The sequence below is a fragment of the Neisseria sp. P0001.S005 genome, assembly GCF_051963715.1.
Map to the genome: position 1 here is coordinate 1 of NZ_JBQCTZ010000031.1, position 18953 is coordinate 18953.

At 51.3% G+C, this 18953-nt stretch carries 15 protein-coding genes and 3 pseudogenes; 10 read left to right on the plus strand and 8 right to left on the minus strand.

Going from position 1 to position 18953, the window contains the following annotated elements; translation table 11 throughout:
- Window positions 1-6 precede the first annotated feature (6 nt).
- The 3 genes from lptG (at window position 7) to hflX (ending at window position 3622) form a co-directional block, all read left to right on the plus strand.
- On the plus strand, window positions 7-1077 hold the full coding sequence (gene lptG, locus ACTHSP_RS06305) for an LPS export ABC transporter permease LptG (RefSeq protein ID WP_049352716.1): 1071 nt from the start codon (window positions 7-9) through the stop codon (window positions 1075-1077).
- 119 nt (window positions 1078-1196) lie between these two features.
- Entirely contained in the window at window positions 1197-2417 is a 1221-nt protein-coding gene (locus tag ACTHSP_RS06310) for a glycosyltransferase (protein WP_318250611.1), read from the plus strand.
- A gap of 44 nt (window positions 2418-2461) precedes the next feature.
- Entirely contained in the window at window positions 2462-3622 is a 1161-nt protein-coding gene (hflX, locus tag ACTHSP_RS06315) for a GTPase HflX (RefSeq protein ID WP_440345824.1), read from the plus strand.
- 68 nt (window positions 3623-3690) lie between these two features.
- On the opposite strand, the gene ACTHSP_RS06320 is transcribed toward hflX, so the two are convergent.
- Window positions 3691-3816, minus strand: a complete 126-nt coding sequence (locus tag ACTHSP_RS06320) for a hypothetical protein (protein WP_003678791.1) — start codon at window positions 3814-3816, stop codon at window positions 3691-3693.
- A gap of 360 nt (window positions 3817-4176) precedes the next feature.
- Here ACTHSP_RS06320 and ACTHSP_RS06325 point away from each other — a divergent pair, with 360 nt between their 5' ends.
- Together ACTHSP_RS06325 and ACTHSP_RS06330 are read left to right on the plus strand one after the other, a co-directional pair.
- Window positions 4177-6663 carry a heavy metal translocating P-type ATPase gene (locus tag ACTHSP_RS06325; protein WP_440345825.1) on the plus strand — a complete coding sequence of 829 codons (2487 nt, stop codon included), beginning with the start codon at window positions 4177-4179 and terminating at the stop codon, window positions 6661-6663.
- Window positions 6664-6700: 37 nt separating this feature from the next.
- Window positions 6701-7141: a DNA polymerase III subunit chi gene (locus ACTHSP_RS06330; RefSeq protein ID WP_070608039.1), complete on the plus strand. Its 441-nt coding sequence runs from the start codon at window positions 6701-6703 to the stop codon at window positions 7139-7141.
- 77 nt (window positions 7142-7218) lie between these two features.
- On the opposite strand, the gene ACTHSP_RS06335 is transcribed toward ACTHSP_RS06330, so the two are convergent.
- Complete coding sequence (locus tag ACTHSP_RS06335; RefSeq protein ID WP_440345826.1) at window positions 7219-8439, minus strand: aspartate kinase; 1221 nt, start codon at window positions 8437-8439, stop codon at window positions 7219-7221.
- 171 nt (window positions 8440-8610) lie between these two features.
- Window positions 8611-9339 (minus strand): ribonuclease PH, encoded by a 729-nt coding sequence (rph, locus tag ACTHSP_RS06340; protein ID WP_003686003.1) that lies wholly within the window; start codon window positions 9337-9339, stop codon window positions 8611-8613.
- A 138-nt stretch (window positions 9340-9477) separates the two neighbouring features.
- Between rph and ACTHSP_RS06345 the strand changes: the two genes are divergently transcribed.
- The 4 genes and pseudogenes from ACTHSP_RS06345 to ACTHSP_RS06360 all read left to right on the plus strand — a co-directional run.
- Window positions 9478-10365, plus strand: coding sequence for a YicC/YloC family endoribonuclease (locus ACTHSP_RS06345; protein ID WP_318250613.1), 888 nt, complete (start codon window positions 9478-9480; stop codon window positions 10363-10365).
- A gap of 206 nt (window positions 10366-10571) precedes the next feature.
- Window positions 10572-11521: pseudogene (locus ACTHSP_RS06350) on the plus strand (bile acid:sodium symporter family protein).
- A gap of 119 nt (window positions 11522-11640) precedes the next feature.
- Window positions 11641-12207, plus strand: a pseudogene (locus tag ACTHSP_RS06355) (sulfite exporter TauE/SafE family protein); the annotation flags it as partial.
- Window positions 12194-12364, plus strand: a pseudogene (locus ACTHSP_RS06360) (IS3 family transposase); the annotation flags it as partial. The pseudogenes ACTHSP_RS06355 and ACTHSP_RS06360, both read left to right, overlap by 14 nt.
- 24 nt (window positions 12365-12388) lie before the next feature.
- Here the strand turns inward: ACTHSP_RS06360 and copM are convergent.
- From copM to ACTHSP_RS06385, 5 genes are all read right to left on the minus strand, one after another.
- Complete coding sequence (gene copM, locus ACTHSP_RS06365; RefSeq protein ID WP_440345827.1) at window positions 12389-12772, minus strand: CopM family metallochaperone; 384 nt, start codon at window positions 12770-12772, stop codon at window positions 12389-12391.
- Between the two features lie 241 nt (window positions 12773-13013).
- Window positions 13014-14609 carry a peptide chain release factor 3 gene (locus tag ACTHSP_RS06370; RefSeq protein WP_440345828.1) on the minus strand — a complete coding sequence of 532 codons (1596 nt, stop codon included), beginning with the start codon at window positions 14607-14609 and terminating at the stop codon, window positions 13014-13016.
- A gap of 213 nt (window positions 14610-14822) precedes the next feature.
- Window positions 14823-15965, minus strand: coding sequence for an NADH-dependent flavin oxidoreductase (locus ACTHSP_RS06375; RefSeq protein ID WP_440345829.1), 1143 nt, complete (start codon window positions 15963-15965; stop codon window positions 14823-14825).
- A gap of 118 nt (window positions 15966-16083) precedes the next feature.
- A complete protein-coding gene (locus tag ACTHSP_RS06380; RefSeq protein WP_440345830.1) occupies window positions 16084-17148 on the minus strand; it encodes a 2,3-butanediol dehydrogenase in 1065 nt (354 codons plus the stop codon).
- 236 nt (window positions 17149-17384) lie between these two features.
- Window positions 17385-18443 (minus strand): histone deacetylase family protein, encoded by a 1059-nt coding sequence (locus ACTHSP_RS06385; protein ID WP_049350729.1) that lies wholly within the window; start codon window positions 18441-18443, stop codon window positions 17385-17387.
- Between the two features lie 177 nt (window positions 18444-18620).
- Between ACTHSP_RS06385 and yajC the strand changes: the two genes are divergently transcribed.
- On the plus strand, window positions 18621-18887 hold the full coding sequence (yajC, locus tag ACTHSP_RS06390; protein ID WP_003678762.1) for a preprotein translocase subunit YajC: 267 nt from the start codon (window positions 18621-18623) through the stop codon (window positions 18885-18887).
- Window positions 18888-18953 lie beyond the last annotated feature (66 nt).

Here is an 18953-nt window from a genome sequence, read left to right on the forward strand (position 1 = left end):
CGGAAAATGAACCTGATTTCACGTTACATCATCCGTCAAATGGCGGTTATGGCGGTTTACGCCCTCCTTGCCTTCCTCGCTTTGTACAGCTTTTTTGAAATCATCAACGAAGTCGGCGATCTTGGAAAAGGCAGCTATAACGGCACAAAATTGGGGCAGTATGTTTTCATGCAGATGCCTGCGCGCGCATATGAACTGATGCCGCTAGCTGTTTTGATCGGCGGCCTGATTTCCCTCAGCCAACTGGCTTCCGGCAGCGAGCTGACCGTTATCAAAGCCAGCGGCATGAGCACCAAAAAGCTGCTGTTGATTCTGTCGCAGTTCGGTTTGATTTTTGCCATTGCCACTGTCGCGCTTGGCGAATGGGTTGCCCCCACGCTGAGCCAAAAAGCCGAAAACATCAAAGCCGCCGCCATCAACGGCAAAATCAGTACCGGCAATACCGGCCTTTGGCTGAAAGAAAAAAACAGTATTATCAACGTGCGCGAAATGTTGCCCGACCATACGCTTTTGGGCATCAAAATTTGGCAGCGCAACGATAAAAACGAATTGACCCAAGCGGCAGAAGCAGAATCAGCCGTTTTGAATCCCGACGGCAGCTGGCAGCTGAAAAATATCCGCCGCAGCATATTGGGCGAAGATAAAGTCGAGGTTTCTACTACCGCCGAAGAAAACTGGCCGATTTCCGTCAAACGCAACCTGATGGATGTATTGCTCGTCAAGCCCGATCAAATGTCTGTCGGCGAATTGACCACCTACATCGACCATCTGGAAAAAAACAACCAAAATACCCAAGTCTATGCCATCGCATGGTGGCGCAAGCTGGTGTATCCCGTTGCCGCATGGGTGATGGCGCTTGTTGCCTTTGCCTTTACCCCGCAAACCACGCGCCACGGCAATATGGGCTTGAAACTTTTCGGTGGTATCTGCCTCGGTTTGCTGTTCCACTTTGCCGGACGGCTCTTTAGCTTTACCAGCCAATTGTACGGCGTGCCGCCGTTTTTGGCGGGCGCATTGCCGACGGTTTTGTTTGCACTGTTGGCGGTGTATCTGATACGTCGTCAGGAGAAAAGATAAGGCAAAATAAACTTCAGGCCGTCTGAAAGGCAATCTTCAGACGGCCTGAGTATTTTGTGTGCAAAAAACAAAATGCTAAAGTAAAATAATACCTTTCCAAACAAATGCGGCTATTGAAAATGTCCCAAACCATCTGCTTGAATATGATTGTCAAAAACGAAGCGGCAATCATCGAAGAAACACTGGCCAACATCACCGACCATATCAAACTTGACTACTATGTCATCAGCGACACCGGCTCGACCGATGATACCGTCGGCGTGATCCGCCACTTTTTCGATGCAAAGGGCATCGCAGGCGAGATTCATCATGATGGTTGGCAAAATTTTGCATACAACCGCAATCAGGCGTTGAAACACGCAAAAGACAAAACCGATTACGTGTTGATTTTTGATGCGGACGACCGCTTTGAAGGCAAATTGGAATTGCCCGAGCTGACCGCCGACCGTTACCGCCTCCGCATGAGAAATGCCATGGGCAGCGTGGTTTATTACCGTCCGCTGTTGTTGCGCAATGACGGCACATTCTACTGGCGCGGCGTGTTGCACGAGTTTATCGAAACCGACAAACAAGATACCAGCGAAGCCACGCTTCATGGCGACTATACGGTTCTCAGCGGCCGTTTTGGCGCGCGCAGCAATATGGCGAACAAATACCTGCTTGACGCTGTTTCTTTGGAAAAAGCGTTTTACAGCCCTGAAGATGAAGACCTGAAACCGCGTTACGCCTTTTATGCGGCACGTTCTTATTGGGACTCTGATATGCCCGAGCGTGCGAGCGAATGGTTTAAAAAACGCATCGAGTTGGGCGGTTGGATCGAGGAAGTGACGGTTTCTTACCAACAGCTGGGCGAGTGCTACAAATTAATGGGCAAACGCGATGAAGCCTTGGCGACTTGGCTGGCAGGCTACGATTACAACCCGCGCCGTGCCGAGTGCCTCTACCTTGCGCAAACCATGCTGCGTCAGGAAGGGAAATACCGCATTTCCCATGCAATCGGCCTGATGGCGAAACGTATCCCGTTCCCAACAGACGATATTCTTTTTGTCCAAAGCAATGTTTATCAGTTGGACATCGACTATGAATTGTCGGTTACCGCCTATGCGGCCGGCGATTTGCGTCAAGGCTACGAGTCTTGCCGCCACTTGCTCTTGCTTAATGTACGCGAGGCATTGACCACGGTAACCATGCAAAATATGTGGCTCTACCGCGAACACGCGCAAACCGAAACGCGTGAAGTGTTGGAGCAGCTGGTGGCCGTAATGCAGCCTTATGCCGCGCAGGGCGGACGTTTGGCAGAAGTGACCGAATATTTCGCCGATATTTTGAAAAACCGTTAATCGGCACTTTGACTCAGCCGTCAGGCCGTCTGAAAGGAAATTTTTTGAGCAAGCGCAATCTGTTTTCCGTCGATAAATCTTTGGAGCAGCCCGAACGCGTCCTCTTGGTCGGCGTAATGCTGACGGCGGACTATTCCAGCGCAAACGAAACGCGCGAGCGCGGCTTTCAGACGGCCTTGACCGAAGCGGCAGAATTGGTGAGTGCGGCCGGCGGCGATTTGGTTTCTATCGAAACTTCACGCCGTGACAAACCGCATCCGGCTTTGTTTGTCGGTACGGGCAAGGCGGAAGAGTTGGCGGCAGTGGTCAAGCAGCATGATGTCGGACTGGTCGTGTTCAACCACGAACTCACGCCGACACAAGAGCGTAATCTGGAAAAAGAGCTTCAATGCCGCGTCCTCGACAGAGTGGGTTTGATTTTGGCGATTTTCGCCAAACGCGCCCAGTCACAGGAAGGTAAGTTGCAGGTGGAGTTGGCCCAGTTGAACCATTTGAGCGGACGGCTGGTACGCGGTTATGGACACCTGCAAAGTCAGAAGGGCGGTATCGGCTTGAAAGGGCCGGGCGAAACCCAGTTGGAAACCGACCGCCGCTTAATCGGACAAAAAATCACGATATTGAAAAAACAGCTTGCCGATGTCCGCAAACAACGCGCCACGCGCCGCAAATCGCGTATGAGCGGCCGTCTGAAAACCTTTGCCATTGTCGGCTATACCAACGCCGGAAAATCCAGCCTGTTCAACCGTTTGACCAAAGCGGACGTATTGGCGAAAGACCAATTGTTCGCCACTTTGGATACCACTGCGCGTCGGCTTTTCCTGTCGCACGAGGCGAGCGTGATTTTGACCGATACCGTCGGCTTCGTCCGCGATTTGCCGCACAAGCTGGTGTCGGCGTTTTCCGCTACCTTGGAAGAGACGGCGATGGCGGATGTATTACTGCACGTCGTCGATGCGTCTAATCCCGATTTTGAACGGCAGATGGACGATGTCAACGAAGTCTTGGAAGAAATTGGCGCGCATGAAATTCCGCAATTGGTGGTGTACAACAAAATTGATTTGCTGCCGTCGGGTATACGTGAAGCAGGCATTTTGCGCGACAACTCTGGGCATGCCGTCGGCGTGAATGTTTCCGTTGCCGAAAGTTTGGGCTTGGACGGTTTGCGCGAAGCGATGATTGAATTGGCCGTACAGCTAAGTGCTTGATAGTATGGAATGAAACAAGGCCGTCTGAATGTTCAGACGGCCTTACCGTAAAATTTTAAATCCGAGGATTATGCCGACAGAGGGCTTTTCTTTTTGAACACGCTTTCGTAAAGCATCCAAGCGGCGAGGCTCAGGTATACGGTGCTGGACAAAATGCCGATAACGGCGAAGATAGGCATAAGGCGATCAATCATGGTGAGGTTTCCCAATAAGTTAGTTTTATAAGTAAATGTGTGTTTTTTATTTCCGTCTTCGCGGAATGCCTAAAGTATGCTGCTTAAATGGATTAAGGTCAATAAAAAATGTATTGGGATTTTTAAAAAAGTTCCATTTTTACATTAAAATAATTGGAAGTTTTTAAAGATAAACGGTATTTATATGTTACCGTTCATCATATGATAAACGGTCAATACTTTGTTTTCCATATTTTTTACAAAGTCCGACAGCCTGTTAATTCAAAATTGAATGAAAAGAGGCGGAAAAACGCTTTTTGCTAAAATGTAACACCCTGAAACGATTGTTTCAGGCCGTCTGAAAAATAAATCGAACACATTATGACATCTTCCACACATCTCCAAAAAAACTGTTTCCATTGCGGACTTGAAGTCCCGGAGCATCTGCATCTGACGGTTCGTTTTGAAGACGAAGAACACGAAACCTGCTGTGCCGGTTGCCAAGCGGTGGCGCAGAGTATCATCGATGCCGGTTTGGGCAATTATTACAAACAGCGTACCGCAGACGCGGAAAAATCCGAATTGCCGCCGCCGGAAGTATTGTCTCAATTAAAGCTGTACGATTTGCCCGAAGTGCAGGCGGATTTTGTCGAGGTCGGCGTTGGGGATGAGCGCGAGGCGGTGTTGATGCTGGGCGGCATTACCTGCGCCGCGTGTGTGTGGCTGATTGAACAACAGTTGTTGCGCATGAAGGGCGTAGTGCGCGTGGATTTGAATTACAGTACCCATCGCTGCCGCGTGGTGTGGGACAGCGCCCACATCGAATTGTCAGACATTCTGCTGAAAATCCGCCAAACCGGTTATACCGCCGCGCCTTATGATGCGCAAAAAATCGAAGTGCAGGCGCAGAAGGAACGCAAACAGTTTATCGTTAGATTGGCAGTGGCCGGTCTGGGTATGATGCAGACGATGATGTTTGCCCTGCCGACTTATTTTTACGGCGGCGACATCGAGCCGCTTTATTTGGAAATCCTGCATTGGGGCGGCTTTTTGATGGTGTTGCCCGTTGTGTTTTACAGCGCGTTGCCGTTTTACCGCGGCGCCTGGCGCGACTGGAAAAACCGCCGTGTCGGCATGGATACGCCGATTGCCATTGCCATTGTGATGACCTTTATCGCTGGTATTTACAGCCTGGCCACCAACGCAGGGCAGGGCATGTATTTTGAATCCATCGCCATGCTGTTGTTTTTCCTGTTGGGCGGGCGTTTTATGGAACAGATTGCCCGACGCAAAGCAGGCGATGCGGCAGAGCGGTTGGTCAAACTGGTTCCGGCATTTTGCCATCGTTTGCCGTCTTATCCTGAAAGCGATGCCATCGAGGAAGCCGCAGTTGTCCGCCTCAATATCGGCGATACGATTGTTGTGAAGCCCGGCGAAGTCATTCCGGTGGACGGTACGGTTTTATCCGGTGAGAGCGAAGTTAACGAAGCCATGTTGACCGGCGAAAGCCTGCCCATTGTGAAAAGGCCGTCTGAAAAAGTAACCGCCGGCACGCTCAATACCAGCAGCCCTTTAATCATCCGCACCGATCATACCGGCGGCAACACGCGTTTGTCCCATATCGTTAAACTGCTCGACCGTGCGCTGGCGCAAAAACCGCGTGCCGCCGAGTTGGCCGAAAAATACGCGTCCAGTTTTGTGTTTGGCGAACTTTTGCTTGCGATTCCTGTTTTTATCGGCTGGGCATGGTATGCAGACGCACACACCGCCTTGTGGATTACCATTGCCCTGCTGGTCATTACCTGCCCGTGTGCCTTGTCGCTCGCTACCCCGACCGCGCTGGCTGCTTCGACCGGTGCGCTTGCCAAAGACGGCATTCTCATCAGCGGCAAACAAAGCCTGGAAACGCTTGCCCAAATTGACGATGTCGTGTTCGATAAAACCGGTACGCTGACCAAAGGGCAGCTTTCCGTCAGCCGTATGTTGTCCGCAGGCCGTCTGAACGAAGCCCAAGCCCTTGCTATTGCCCAAGCATTGGAGCAGCAATCGGAACACCCCATCGCCCGTGCCATTTTGAACCATACGCTTTCAGACGGCCTGGTATCCGCGCTTGATGTGAAAGTGCAGCAACGGGTCAACCGTATCGGACACGGTGTCAGCGCGCAAATCGAATTGGATGGCGAAACCCAAGTTTGGGCTTTGGGCAAAGCGGCGTTTGTTTCGGAAATTGCCGGTAATCTGCCTGAAACATTTGCCCATATCGACCACACAGGCGGCATTATTTTTTTGGGCAATCAAAGCGGTTTTCAGACGGCCTTTTTGCTGGAAGACCAAATTAAAGACAGCGCCGCCGAAATGTTGCAAAACCTGAAGCAACACGGCATCCGTCTGCACCTTTTAAGCGGCGACCGACAGGCTGCCGTAGCCCAAGTTGCGCAAGAGCTGGGTTTGGATGCCTATCGTGCCGAAGCCACGCCGGAAGACAAGCTGGCTTATGTGGAAAATCTGCAAAAACAAGGACGTAAAGTCATGATGATCGGCGACGGGATCAACGACGCCCCCGTCCTTGCCCAAGCTGATGTGTCTGCCGCAGTGGCTACAAGTGCCGATGTGGCGCGAGACGGTGCGGATGTGGTTTTGCTCAATGATGATTTGAACGTTTTGCCCGTGATGATGAAACAGGCACGCCGCACCCATCAAATCATCCGCCAAAACCTGACTTGGGCGAGCGCATACAATCTGGTTGCCGTTCCATTGGCCGTATTTGGTTACGTTACCCCGTGGATCGCCGCGCTCGGCATGAGTTTCAGCTCGCTGCTGGTGTTGGGCAATGCCTTGAGATTGTTGAAAACCAAAAAGGCCGTCTGAAAACGGCCAATCCATTGCCTAAACGAAAGAATACGCCATGCCTAAAGCCACTTTTTATACACACGTCGCCCAGCCGGCCGCCTTTGCCTGCCGCCTGATTGCGCGCGCCATACGCGATGGCGGGCAGATTTTGGTGTGGTCGGATTCTGCTGCGGCAGTGCAGCAACTAGACGTTGATTTGTGGCAGCAAATTCCCGAAAGCTTTATTCCGCACGAAGTCTGGCTGCCTACCGACCCCATGCCGTCTGAAACGCCGGTGTTGCTTGCGTTTGGAAACGCATTGCCGAATATTCCACAGGATTGCACGGTTTTGAACCTGTCTGCCGATTTCTGGAGCCAAGCCCCGGCCATTCCAAACCGTATCCTTGAAATTGTGGGCAACAGCTTAGAAGATTTGGCCGAAGCCCGAGACCGCTTCCGAGCTTATCGTCAGAGCGGATTTGAGATTGAGCATTTTTCGAGAGAAGGAAAGGATTGAGGATTAAAACAGCAAAGTTTTAATCAAAAGGCCGTCTGAAACAATAAAGTTTCAGACGGCCTTTTGATTGGCTGGAATTAGTTGCCCAAGTCGAATGCTTTGTGCAGAACGCGGGTAGCCAGTTCCATGTATTTTTCGTCAATCAGGACAGATACTTTGATTTCGGAAGTTGAAATCATTTGGATGTTGATGCCTTCTTCTGCGAGGGTGCGGAAGATTTTGGCGGCTACGCCGACGTGTGAACGCATGCCCAAGCCGACTGCGGAGACTTTGCATACGGTATCGTCGCCGTCGATGTAAGCGGCGCCGATGCTGTCTTGGCGTTGTTGCAGCAGTTCGATGGTTTGTTTGTAGTCACCGCGTGGAACGGTGAAGGAGAAATCGGTTGTGCCTTCGCTGCCGACATTTTGGATGATCATGTCGACTTCGATGTTGGCATCGGCCACTGCGCCGAGGATTTGGTAGGCAACGCCGGGTTTGTCAGGTACGCCGCGTACGTTGATGCGTGCTTGGTTTTTGTCGAATGCGATACCGGTTACGGCTGCTCTTTCCATGTTGTCGTCCTCTTCAAAGGTAATCAGGGTGCCGTTGCCGCCATCTTGCAGGCTGCTGAGTACGCGCAGGCGCACTTTGTATTTTCCGGCGAATTCTACGGAGCGGATTTGTAAAACTTTTGAACCGAGGCTGGCCAGTTCGATCATTTCTTCAAAAGTAACCGTATCCATGCGGCGCGCTTCGGGTACGACGCGCGGGTCGGTGGTGTAAACGCCGTCCACGTCAGTGTAAATTTGGCATTCGTCGGCTTTGAGGGCTGCGGCGATGGCAACGGCGGAGGTGTCAGAACCACCACGGCCAAGAGTTGAGATATTACCTTCGCTGCTGATGCCTTGGAAACCGGCTACGATAACGACTTTTCCGGCGGCCAAATCGGCACGCATTTTCTCGTCGTCGATGTTTTCGATGCGGGCTTTGGTGTGGGAAGTGTCGGTTTGGAGTGCGACTTGCCAGCCGGTGTAGCTCTTGGCGTCAACGCCGATGTCTTTCAGAGCCATGGCCAGCAGGCCGATGGTCACTTGTTCGCCGGTAGTGAGAACGACGTCGAGTTCGCGCGGATCGGGATGTTCTTGCATTTCGTGCGCCAGTGCGACCAGTCGGTTGGTTTCTCCGCTCATGGCGGATACGACGACTACGATGTCGTGTCCTTCGGCGCGGGCTTTGGCGACACGTTTGGCTACGTTTTTGATGCGTTCGGGCGAGCCTACTGATGTGCCGCCGTATTTATGTACGATTAACGCCATGTTTCGTGCTTTCTTGTGGGGGTTGTCGGGCAGCTTGGTTTGCTGGAAAAAGGGTTATTATTACTATTTTTTACATGGAATTCAAGGATAGAACGCGCTTTTTTGAGTAAATACGCATAAAGGGGTTGGGTTAAAAAAGGCCGTCTGAAAGTTTTCAGACGGCCTTGTTGATTATCGGGCCAAAAGGGCGGCCTGCTGGTGTTGGACTAATTCGGCAATGCCTTTGTGCGCGAGGGCAATGAGTTTGCCCAATTCTTCGATGCTGAACGGTGCGCCTTCGGCTGTGCCTTGGATTTCGATGATTTTGCCAGATGCGGTCATGATGATGTTAACGTCGCTGTCGCAGCCTGAATCTTCGGGATAGTCCAAGTCCAAAAGCGGTACACCGCCCACCACGCCGGCGGAAACGGCGGCAACGGCTTCACGGATGGGGTTTTCGCTGATAAGGCCGTCTGAAAGGAGTTTGTCTACGGCGATTTGCAGGGCAACGTAGGCACCGGTAATGGAAGCGGTACGCGTGCCGCCGTCGGCTTGGATGACGTCGCAGTCAATCAGGATTTGGCGTTCGCCTAGTTTTTCCATATCGACGACGGCGCGCAGCGAGCGGCCGATCAGGCGTTGGATTTCTTGTGTGCGGCCGGACTGTTTGCCTGCGGCGGCTTCACGGCGCATACGGGAGGCAGTGGAAGCCGGCAACATGCCGTATTCGGCCGTTACCCAGCCTTGTTCTTTACCGCGCAGAAAAGGGGGAACGTTTTCGTCGATGGAGGCCGTGCAAATCACTTTGGTGTTGCCGCACTCGATAAGGCAGGAACCATCGGCATGTGGCAGGAAATTGGGGGTGATTTTAATGTTGCGCAGGCTGTCGGCGGCGCGGCCGGTGCGGGTGTAGTCGCTCATGATGGTCCTTTGGGGAGAATAAAAAACAGGTTGCCTTGAATTATAGAGGAATTTGGCACCAAAGGCCGTCTGAAAATCGTCGGTCGGGTGTGTTATAGTGTCCATACTTTCACTCGTATTTGGAAACGGAGTAAAACCATGGCTACAAGACGAACTATTCAAATCCACAGCATGACCGGCTTTGCCAATGCCGCAGGCGAATGCGGCGGCAAGCGGATTAATTTGGAAATCCGCGCGGTCAACCATCGTTATTTGGATGTCCAATTCCGTATGCCGGAAGAGTTGCGCTATTTGGAAGGCGCGTTGCGCGAGCAGATTGCCGCGGCCGTGGCGCGCGGTAAATTGGAATGCCGTGTTCAGCTGCAAGATGCGGCTTCGGGCGGTCAGACTTTGGAAGTCAATCAGGATTTAGTCGCACAACTGGCGCATTTGAACAAAGAATGGCGTAAGGAACACAATTTCGGCAAGCTGAGCGTGGCCGACGTTTTGCGTTTCCCCGGCGTTTTGGCAGGGCAGGGCGAAGACTCCGAAGCCTTGGCGAAAGGTGTTAAAGATTTATTGACCGGCGCGTTGAAAGAGTTTACCGCCGCCCGCAAACGCGAAGGCAAAAAACTGGGCGAACATTTGCTGCAACGTCTGGACGGCATGGAAGAGATTGTGGACGCTTTGAACGAACTGTTCCCAAGCCTTTTGCAGGCGCATATGGACAAAGTCAAAACCCGTTTGGCAGAAGCCGTCGGCAACATCGACAACGACCGCTTGCAACAGGAATTTGCTTTGTTTATTCAAAAATCCGATGTGGATGAGGAATTCAGCCGTTTGCGTACCCATATCGCCGAAGTGCGCCGCATTGTTACCGAAGGTAAGGGCAGCGCAGGTAAACGTTTGGACTTCTTGATGCAAGAGTTGAATCGTGAAGCCAATACCTTGGGCAGCAAAGCCATCGCCGCCGAATGTACGCAAGCGTCGGTAGAACTGAAAGTCTTGATCGAGCAAATGCGCGAACAGGTTCAAAATATCGAATAAATCGATGATTAACGGATAGGATAAGGCCGTCTGAAAAGGTTTCAGACGGCCTTTGTGTTGATATTAGGTGGAATTAGTGCGGTTTATCTTTAAACATTATTGGATGGCGGATTTCCTGTTGCGTTACTGTAATTGCGCATAAGAGTTAATATGTGTTAAATTATGGCAATTATTGTCATGATAAAAACATACAAAGGAGTAAAAACATGAACTTTCTGACCACAGTCAGTCGGAAATGACTCGCTTCACCGCCCTGATCATCGTCCTTGCCTCCATCATCGCCTTTATCGAACCTACTACGTTTTCATGGGTAAAAGGCGATACGCAAGTCGTCGTACTCGGCATCATCATGCTCGGCATGGGCATGACTTTGGGTAAGGAAGATTATCAAATTCTGGCGCAACGTCCGCTCGATATTTTTATCGGCGCAATCGCCCAATACACGATTATGCCCCTGCTCGCCATCGGTATTGCCAAAGCCTTCAATCTTTCGCCCGGATTGACGCTGGGTTTGGTTTTGGTCGGTACCTGTCCGGGTGGCGTTTCGTCCAATATCATGAGTTTTTTGGCTAAAGGCGATGTTGCTTTTTCGGTTGGCATGACCACGGTTTCCACCGTCCTCGCGCCTGTGATGACGCCGCTGTGGATGACTTATTTGGTCGGACAAACCGTCGAAATGGACGGCTGGGGTATGTTCAAGTTTATGTTGCTTGTTACCCTGCTGCCTGTCGTTATCGGCTCTGCCGCCAATATCTTGCTGCATAAAAAACATTAGTTTGAAGACGTACGCGCGATTATGCCTGCCGTTGCCGTTGTCGCGTTTGCCTGCATTGTCGGCGGCGTTGCTGCCGTTCACGGACACCGCTTTGCTGAATCCGCTTTCGTGATGGTACTCGCCATCGCTGCCCACAACATCGGCGGCTACATCCTCGGCTATTACAGTGGTGCGCTGACCGGCATGAACACCGCCAAAAAACGCACCCTTGCCATCGAAGTCGGCGTACAAAATGCCGGACTTGCCACCGGTTTGAGTGCTAAATTCTTCCCCGGTAATGCCGAGTCTGCCGTTGCCGCCGCCGTTGCCTGCGTTTGGCACTCTGTATCGGGAACGGTTTTGGGCAACTTGTTTGCATGGTGGGACAAGCGTAAGCAATAAGCTGTAAACATTGCCAAATAACAAAAGGCCGTCTGAACGTATGGTTTTCAGACGGCCTTGTAGGTTGTCAGGACGGGCAAACACGCGCAAAATCGCTTTGCTTTTTAGAGATGGACATTATGCTTGCAGATTCGTTTTTTTATTATCTGGTATTGGTTGGCTTCGCCGCCGGGCTGATGGATGCGGTCGTTGGCGGCGGTGGGTTGTTGCAGATTCCCGGATTGTTCAACCTATTGCCAAACGCTACGCCTGTGGCCTCGGTGATGGGTGTCAATAAATTTGCTTCCTGTTGTGGCACATTGACCGCGACGGGGCAATACCTGCGCCGAATCCCTGTGCCGTGGAAAATGCTGCTGCCTGCCGCGGCATTGGCATTTGCCGCTTCATATTTGGGCTCGAAAACGGTGGTGTATTTCCCCGTGCAATACATGAAACCGGCAATGTTGGTCATCATGATTGCCATGTGTCTGTACACTTTTTTGAAAAAAGACTTGGGACAGACGGTGCGCACTGAAAAGCTGACGCGCCGCGAAACCTTGTGGGGCTTATTTTTCGGCGCGTTAATCGGTTTTTACGACGGCGTGTTCGGGCCGGGGACGGGCAGCCTGCTGGCTTTTGTGTTCGTCCGCTTTTACGGCTATGATTTTCTGGCGGCCAACGCTTCGGCAAAGGTCATCAATTGGACGATTAAGAATGGAATGTTATTACGGTAAATGATTTGAGACGTTCTAACAACTGGAAAAAACGATTCATGAGTACATTCATTATTACAACCATGAGCGCATTCAGGGGAAACTAAAAGGACTGAGCTCTGTGAATTACAGAACTCAGTCCTTGAACTAAATCAGTCTAACTTTTGGGGTCAGATCATTTTACGGAGCTTTTTTTGTTGTGTGCTTTAAGCCATTTTTGCATTTGTTCAATTTCCGCTTGTTGTGCGTTAATAATATCCTCAGCAAGCTTACGCATCTCAGGATTTTTTCCGTATTTTAATTCAACTTCCGCCATTTTTACTGCGCCAATATGGTGTGGCAACATACCTGCTGCAAAAGCAACATCAGGATCTTTATATTGCGCAGCTGCCATCATGTCTTGATTCATTTGATTCATACCTTGCATTAATTCTTGTTGCATTGCAGAACCTGTCGACATTGGCATATTCATGTGTGCTTGATGCGGTTGTTCATTAGCTTGGGCATAATTTGAAATTGCAACAGCGCTAAGTGTGATAAAAGTCATAAGTTTTTTCATGTTTTTCGCCTATGTGATAACTGAAGGAGCACAAATTATAAACTTTGACCTAAGGTTAAAGTCAACATTTATTCCGAAAATGTTTGGTGAGGTGCTAAAAGCTAAAATAAGACAATATTTGAGCTGCGTTACGGATTTATGTTGCTGCTGTGCCTGACCATTGGGAAGTTTGCTTGGGATTTATTGGGTTGATATCGAATGAAAAAAAGGCCGTCTGAAAGTTTCAGACGGCCTTTGCGTTTTACAGTTTAACCGAATGTTCGCGTGTTTCGTGGAACACGATATCCGGCCAGCGTTCTTGTGTCAGATTCAGGTTGACGCGGTTAGGCGCGAGGTAGGCGAGGTTGCCGCCAGCGTCTATCGAAAGGTTGCCTGCGTTGGCTTTTTCAAATTCCGCCAGTTTTTTCTTGTCTTCGCACGATACCCAGCGCGCCGACCAGATGGATGCGCTGTCGAACACGGCTTCTACGCCGTATTCGTTGGCCAGCCGCGAGGTAACGACTTCAAACTGCAACACGCCGACCGCGCCCAAAATCAAATCCGCGCCGCTCATTGGTTTGAAAACCTGTACCGCGCCTTCTTCGCCAAGTTGTTGCAAACCTTTTTGCAGTTGCTTGATTTTCAGTGGGTTTTTGATGCGTACGCTGCGGAACAGTTCCGGTGCGAAGAATGGGATGCCGGTAAATGCCAGTTGTTCGCCTTCGGAGAAGCTGTCGCCGATTTGGATGTTGCCGTGGTTCGGGATGCCGATGATGTCGCCGGCGTAGGCTTCTTCCACCAGCTCGCGGTCGTGCGACATGAAGGTTACCACGCTGGAGGCAGCGATTTCGCGGTTAATACGCAGATGTTTCATCTTCATGCCGCGCTCGAACTTGCCGGAGCAGACGCGCAAGAAGGCGATGCGGTCGCGGTGTTTCGGGTCCATATTAGCTTGGATTTTGAAGATAAATCCGGAGAATTTCGGCTCGTCCGGCTCGACCATGCGTACGGTTGCGTCGCGCGGTTTCGGCGCAGGCGCCCATTCAATCAATGAGTTGAGGATTTCCTGAATACCGAAGTTGTTAATCGCCGAACCGAAGAACACGGGCGTGAGTTCGCCGGCGAGAAATTCGTCGAGATTGAACTCGTTGGAAGCCGCCTGCACCAATTCGATTTCGTCGCGCAACTGCTGGATTTCCAGCGGAAAGCGTTGTTCCAATTCGGGATTATTGATGCCTTTGATGATGTCGAACTCGTGCGGCAGACGTTCGCCGCCGGCTTCAAAGAGATAGATTTCGTCGTTCAGGATGTGGTACACGCCCTTGAAGTTTTTGCCCATGCCGATCGGCCAAGTGACGGGCGCGCAGCGGATTTTTAAAATATTTTCCACTTCGTCCAACAATTCCAAAGAATCGCGCACTTCGCGGTCGTATTTGTTCATGAACGTGACAATCGGCGTGTTGCGCAGGCGGCAGACGTTCAAGAGTTTGATGGTTTGCGCTTCCACGCCTTTTGCCGCGTCGATGACCATCAACGCGCTGTCCACGGCGGTTAAAACGCGGTAGGTGTCTTCGGAGAAGTCTTGGTGTCCCGGCGTGTCCAAGAGGTTGACGGTGTGGTCTTTGTAGTCGAACTGCATCACGCTTGATGCCACGGAAATGCCGCGCTGCTTCTCGATTTCCATCCAGTCGGAGGTGGCGAATTTGCCGGTTTTCTTGCCTTTTACCGTACCCGCGCTCTGAATTGCACCTGAAAACAGCAAGAGCTTTTCGGTCAGCGTGGTTTTACCCGCGTCGGGGTGGGAGATGATGGCAAACGTGCGGCGGCGGCGCACTTGGTCGAGGATTTCTTGGGACATGGTTTTCTTTGCAAAAAGTTTCAGGCCGTTTTTTCGGACGGCCTGAAGGATATGGGTGTTGGAAAACAGGCTAAAATAAGGGCGTGTGCAACACGCCCTGCAATAGATTGAAAGATGCGGAATTGTACAAAAAAATGCTTGATAATTCAATGTTTGCACTAAGACAAAGGCCGTCTGAAAAGTTTCAGACGGCCTTTGTTTATGAATCGATGATTAAATATCCATCGGTTTCCATTCTGCGCCTTTTACCGGCGGCAGCCATGATTGCGTACCGCTGGAGGCAAATCCCCATAAGGTGTCGGGGAGGCCGTAATGGTCGGCACGCGTCGGGTCGAGTTGCGTTTCGATTTCATCTTCGCGGCCTTCACGGATTTGTGTGGCGATGTGCGGATTAATCATCACAGTTTTGCCCAATGCGATAAATTCTGCCCAGCCGGTTTCATAGGCGGCCAAAATTTGGTCGGCGGTAAACAGGTTGCCCACGCCGATAAGCGGCAGTTTGCCGTTGATGCGTTCGTGGATGAACTGCACACGGGTTTGCGCGGTATCGCCGCCGCGACGGATTTTTTTATCAAATTCCCACAGGGAAACGTGCAGATATTGCAGCGGTTTTTGTACCAATGCATCAATCAGTGCGCCGGTTTCAGTCATGGTTAAGCCGTCATCACCCGGCTCTTCGGGGGAGAAGCGGTAGCCGATAATGAAGTCGTCGCGCTGGTGTTTTTCACGGACGGCAACCACGGCATCGATAACGGCCAGCGGGAAGCGCATTCTGTTTTCCAAGCTGCCGCCCCATTGGTCGTTGCGGCGGTTGCTTTGGGCGGAGTAAAACTGTTGAATCAGATAGGCATTGGCACCGTGGATTTCCACGCCGTCAAGACCGGCACGAAGCGCCAAATCGGCGGCTTGCGCATAAGAAGCGATGAGTGCTTCGACTTCTTTTTCGGTCGCTTCGCGCGCGTGTTCGGCTTCGTTGGCGGAAGCGCTGATTTTATCGAGACCGTCCAAAAGGTCATCAATGGCTTTGGAACCGCCGTGATGGATTTGCAAAATTGCTTTTGCGCCTTGTTGTTGTAGGATTTGTGCGGTTTCTTTCAGGCTGTCGAGGCAGTGTTCGCCTGTGGCTTCAGGTTGGCCGTGAAAGGCTTTGCCGTCTTTTTGAACCAAAGTGGCGGCAGTGATAAACAGGCCCATATCGCCTGCGCGGTTGCTGAGGAAGGTACGCTCTTGGTCGCTGATCAAACCGTCGGCTTGTGAGCCGAAATGGGTCATGGGGGCGACGATAAGGCGGTTTTTGATGGTTACGCCGTTATTGAGGGTGTATGTTTGGAAGAGTGGGGCGTATTTTGGATTCATGGAGTTTTACTCTTGATAAGTGAATGGTTGGCATAGAATTGGGCCATTCGGGAATTTATCAAGTAAACAGGCCGTCTGAAAAGTTTCAGACGGCCTGTTTATTCTTTAAACCTTAGGATTAAAGATTAGGGTTAACAATGATTTTTACTGCGGATTCGTTGTTGTGGATCAAGCGCTCGAAGCCTTCGGAAATCAATTCGTCCAGTTTGATGCGTTGGGTGATGAAAGGCTCAAGGTTGATTTTGCCTTCTTCAACCAATTTGATGGTTTCTGCGTGGTCGTTGCAGTAGGCGATGGTGCCGCGCACGTCCAGCTCTTTCATCACAACGCTGTGGACGTTGATGGTGGCGGGGTGGCTCCAGATGGAGACGATAACCAAATTGGCCGTGGGCTTGCACGCTTCAATCAAAGTATCCAGAACTTTGTTCACGCTGGTACATTCGAATGCGACGTCTACGCCTTCGCCGTTGGTCAGTTTTTTCACTTCTTCGACGACATCGACTTCGGACGGGTCGAGGATGTAGTCGGCAACGCCGGATTCGCGGGCTTTGTCTTTACGCGCTTTGCTCAATTCGGTGATGATGACTTTGATGCCTTTGGCTTTCAGTACGGCAGCCAACAGCAAACCGATTGGGCCTGCGCCGCCGACCAAGGCGACGTCGCCTTCTTTCGCGCCACTGCGTACATAAGCATGGTGGCCGACAGACAGAGGCTCAATCAAAGCAGCTTGGTCCAATGGGATTTTGTCGGAAATAGGGTGTACCCAACGGCGTTTGACGGCGATTTTTTCAGACAAGCCGCCACCGCAGCCGCCCAAGCCGATGAAGTTCATGTCTTTGGAGAGGTGGTAGTTGCTGCCTTCGCCGGTCGGTACGTCATCGTGGATGATGTAGGGTTCGACCACGACGTGTTGGCCGACTTTGATGTCGTCCACGCCTTCGCCTACGGCATAAACCACGCCGGAGAACTCGTGACCCATGGTGACTGGCGCAGACTCGCCGGAGATTGGGTGCGGATGGCCGCAAGGCGGAATGAAAATCGGGCCTTCCATGAATTCGTGCAGGTCGGTACCGCAGATACCGCACCACGCAACATTAATGCCGACAGTACCCGGAGCGACGGTTGGCTCTGGAATGTCTTCGATGCGGATGTCGCCTTTGTTGTAAAAACGTGCTGCTTTCATTGTAACGCTCCTTTTTTTAAATGGAGGCCGTCTGAAAAGACGGTCAATTGGGGAAAGGGTAGCAGTGAGGTGTGTGAACTATTTTTATTTGTCCGTTTTATTTTTGTTATTTTACTACTGATAATATGGAAATGGTTTGTCTTTGCTCAAATTAACGTGTGTAAATGAAAAAAAGGCCGGTCGTCTGAAACGGATGATGTGTTTTCAGACGGCCTGGGGTCGATAGTTTAAATGCGTTATTGCGTAGGATTGTTACTTTTACCGCGCTTCAAATGCTTTTGGTAGGCGATGACGTAATCGGCCTTGCTCAAGCCTGCCAATACGCGGATGTGGGCGGCGGCGGATTTGGACAGGGATTCCAAGGTATATCCGCCTTCCAGTACGGAAACGACACGTCCCTGACAGCTTGCCGTTGCTTGGACGATTTTGTGCGTCAGCCAGGCAAAATCGGCTTCATGCAGGTTCAGACGGCCTGTTTCGTCTTGTTTGTGTCCGTCAAAACCGGCTGAAAGCAACACCAACTCGGGACGGAAAGCCGTGAGCTTGGGCAGCCATTGTTCGCGGATGGTCGTGCGGAAGATACGGCTGCCTGTGCCCGGTTTGAGGGGTGTATGCAGCATATTTTTGCTGCCGGCGTATTGTTCCGCCTCCGGGAAGGGGAAGATGTCGGTTTCAAACAGGTTGAAAAACATCACGCGCGGATCGTCTCGGAGAATCTCCGCCGTACCGTCGCCGAAATGGGCGTCGAAATCAATGACGGCGATGCGTTGCAGACGGTATTGGGCAATGGCGTGCATTACACCGGCGGCGGTGTTGTTGACGAGGCAGAATCCGCTGGCGCTGTTACTGTGGGCATGGTGGCCGGGTGGGCGGATGGCGCAAAAAGCATGCCAAGCCTTTTTGTTCATCACCATATCGACTGCTTTGACAACGGCTCCGGCTGCAAAGCGGGCGGCTTGGAGGGAGTCGTGGCTGATGACCGTATCGTCATCGATGCGGTGGATTTTGCCGGGAAGCGGCTGGGCGGCTTCCAATTCGTGCAGATAATTGCGCGAGTGGACCAATGCCAGTTGCGCATCTTTGATTTCGGGTGCTTCAGCGGTTTGCAGATGACGCCAAATGCCTTCCTTTTTTAAGGCGGCTTGAATGGCGCTGATGCGTTCGGGCTTGTCGGGGTGGTTGGTGCCCGGCTGGTGCTGCAGAAATATAGGATGGGAAATCCATACGGTGCGGGCATTTTTGCCAAGTAATCGACGCAGTAGGGTACGCACGCGCCAAATGATTTTTTTAAGCATGGAAAGTGTGTCTCGAACGAGTCGCACGGACTGCTAAATATGGTTAATAAATACGGAAATGCTTGGAAATTTTTCAGACGGCCTTTAGAATAGCTCAATTTTACAGTCCGACCAACTGCGTTTTGGGCTGTATGCAGTTTTTTACTTTATCTTAAAACTTAAAAGAACGGATATATTATGAATCAAGCTGTGGCTCAATTTGCCCCTTTACTGCTGATTATGGTGGTGTTTTACTTCCTGATTATGCGTCCTCAACAAAAGAAATTCAAAGCACACCAAGCTATGCTGGCTGCTTTGAAAGTAGGCGATAAAGTCGTTTTGGCTGCAGGGTTCAAAGGCCGTGTGACCAAAGTCGGCGAGCAATTCTACACTGTCGACATCGGCCAAGGTGCGAGAATCGAAGTGGAAGTAGAACGCAACGCGATTGCCGCGAAAGCCGAATAATCCGTTTTTTTGCGAAAAGCCGCCTCATTTTCCGAGTGCGGCTGTTTGCCTTTATAAATAAAGCAA

What these genes read in the sequence shown, in the direction of transcription:
- lptG (WP_049352716.1), top strand. Translation starts at nt 7, where the DNA reads ATGAACCTGATTTCACGTTACATCATCCGTCAAATGGCGGTTATGGCG.
- ACTHSP_RS06310 (WP_318250611.1), top strand. Translation starts at nt 1,197, where the DNA reads ATGTCCCAAACCATCTGCTTGAATATGATTGTCAAAAACGAAGCGGCA.
- ACTHSP_RS06320 (WP_003678791.1), bottom strand. Translation starts at nt 3,816, where the DNA reads ATGATTGATCGCCTTATGCCTATCTTCGCCGTTATCGGCATTTTGTCC.
- ACTHSP_RS06325 (WP_440345825.1), top strand. Translation starts at nt 4,177, where the DNA reads ATGACATCTTCCACACATCTCCAAAAAAACTGTTTCCATTGCGGACTT.
- ACTHSP_RS06330 (WP_070608039.1), top strand. Translation starts at nt 6,701, where the DNA reads ATGCCTAAAGCCACTTTTTATACACACGTCGCCCAGCCGGCCGCCTTT.
- ACTHSP_RS06335 (WP_440345826.1), bottom strand. Translation starts at nt 8,439, where the DNA reads ATGGCGTTAATCGTACATAAATACGGCGGCACATCAGTAGGCTCGCCC.
- rph (WP_003686003.1), bottom strand. Translation starts at nt 9,339, where the DNA reads ATGAGCGACTACACCCGCACCGGCCGCGCCGCCGACAGCCTGCGCAAC.
- ACTHSP_RS06345 (WP_318250613.1), top strand. Translation starts at nt 9,478, where the DNA reads ATGGCTACAAGACGAACTATTCAAATCCACAGCATGACCGGCTTTGCC.
- copM (WP_440345827.1), bottom strand. Translation starts at nt 12,772, where the DNA reads ATGAAAAAACTTATGACTTTTATCACACTTAGCGCTGTTGCAATTTCA.
- ACTHSP_RS06370 (WP_440345828.1), bottom strand. Translation starts at nt 14,609, where the DNA reads ATGTCCCAAGAAATCCTCGACCAAGTGCGCCGCCGCCGCACGTTTGCC.
- ACTHSP_RS06375 (WP_440345829.1), bottom strand. Translation starts at nt 15,965, where the DNA reads ATGAATCCAAAATACGCCCCACTCTTCCAAACATACACCCTCAATAAC.
- ACTHSP_RS06380 (WP_440345830.1), bottom strand. Translation starts at nt 17,148, where the DNA reads ATGAAAGCAGCACGTTTTTACAACAAAGGCGACATCCGCATCGAAGAC.
- ACTHSP_RS06385 (WP_049350729.1), bottom strand. Translation starts at nt 18,443, where the DNA reads ATGCTTAAAAAAATCATTTGGCGCGTGCGTACCCTACTGCGTCGATTA.
- yajC (WP_003678762.1), top strand. Translation starts at nt 18,621, where the DNA reads ATGAATCAAGCTGTGGCTCAATTTGCCCCTTTACTGCTGATTATGGTG.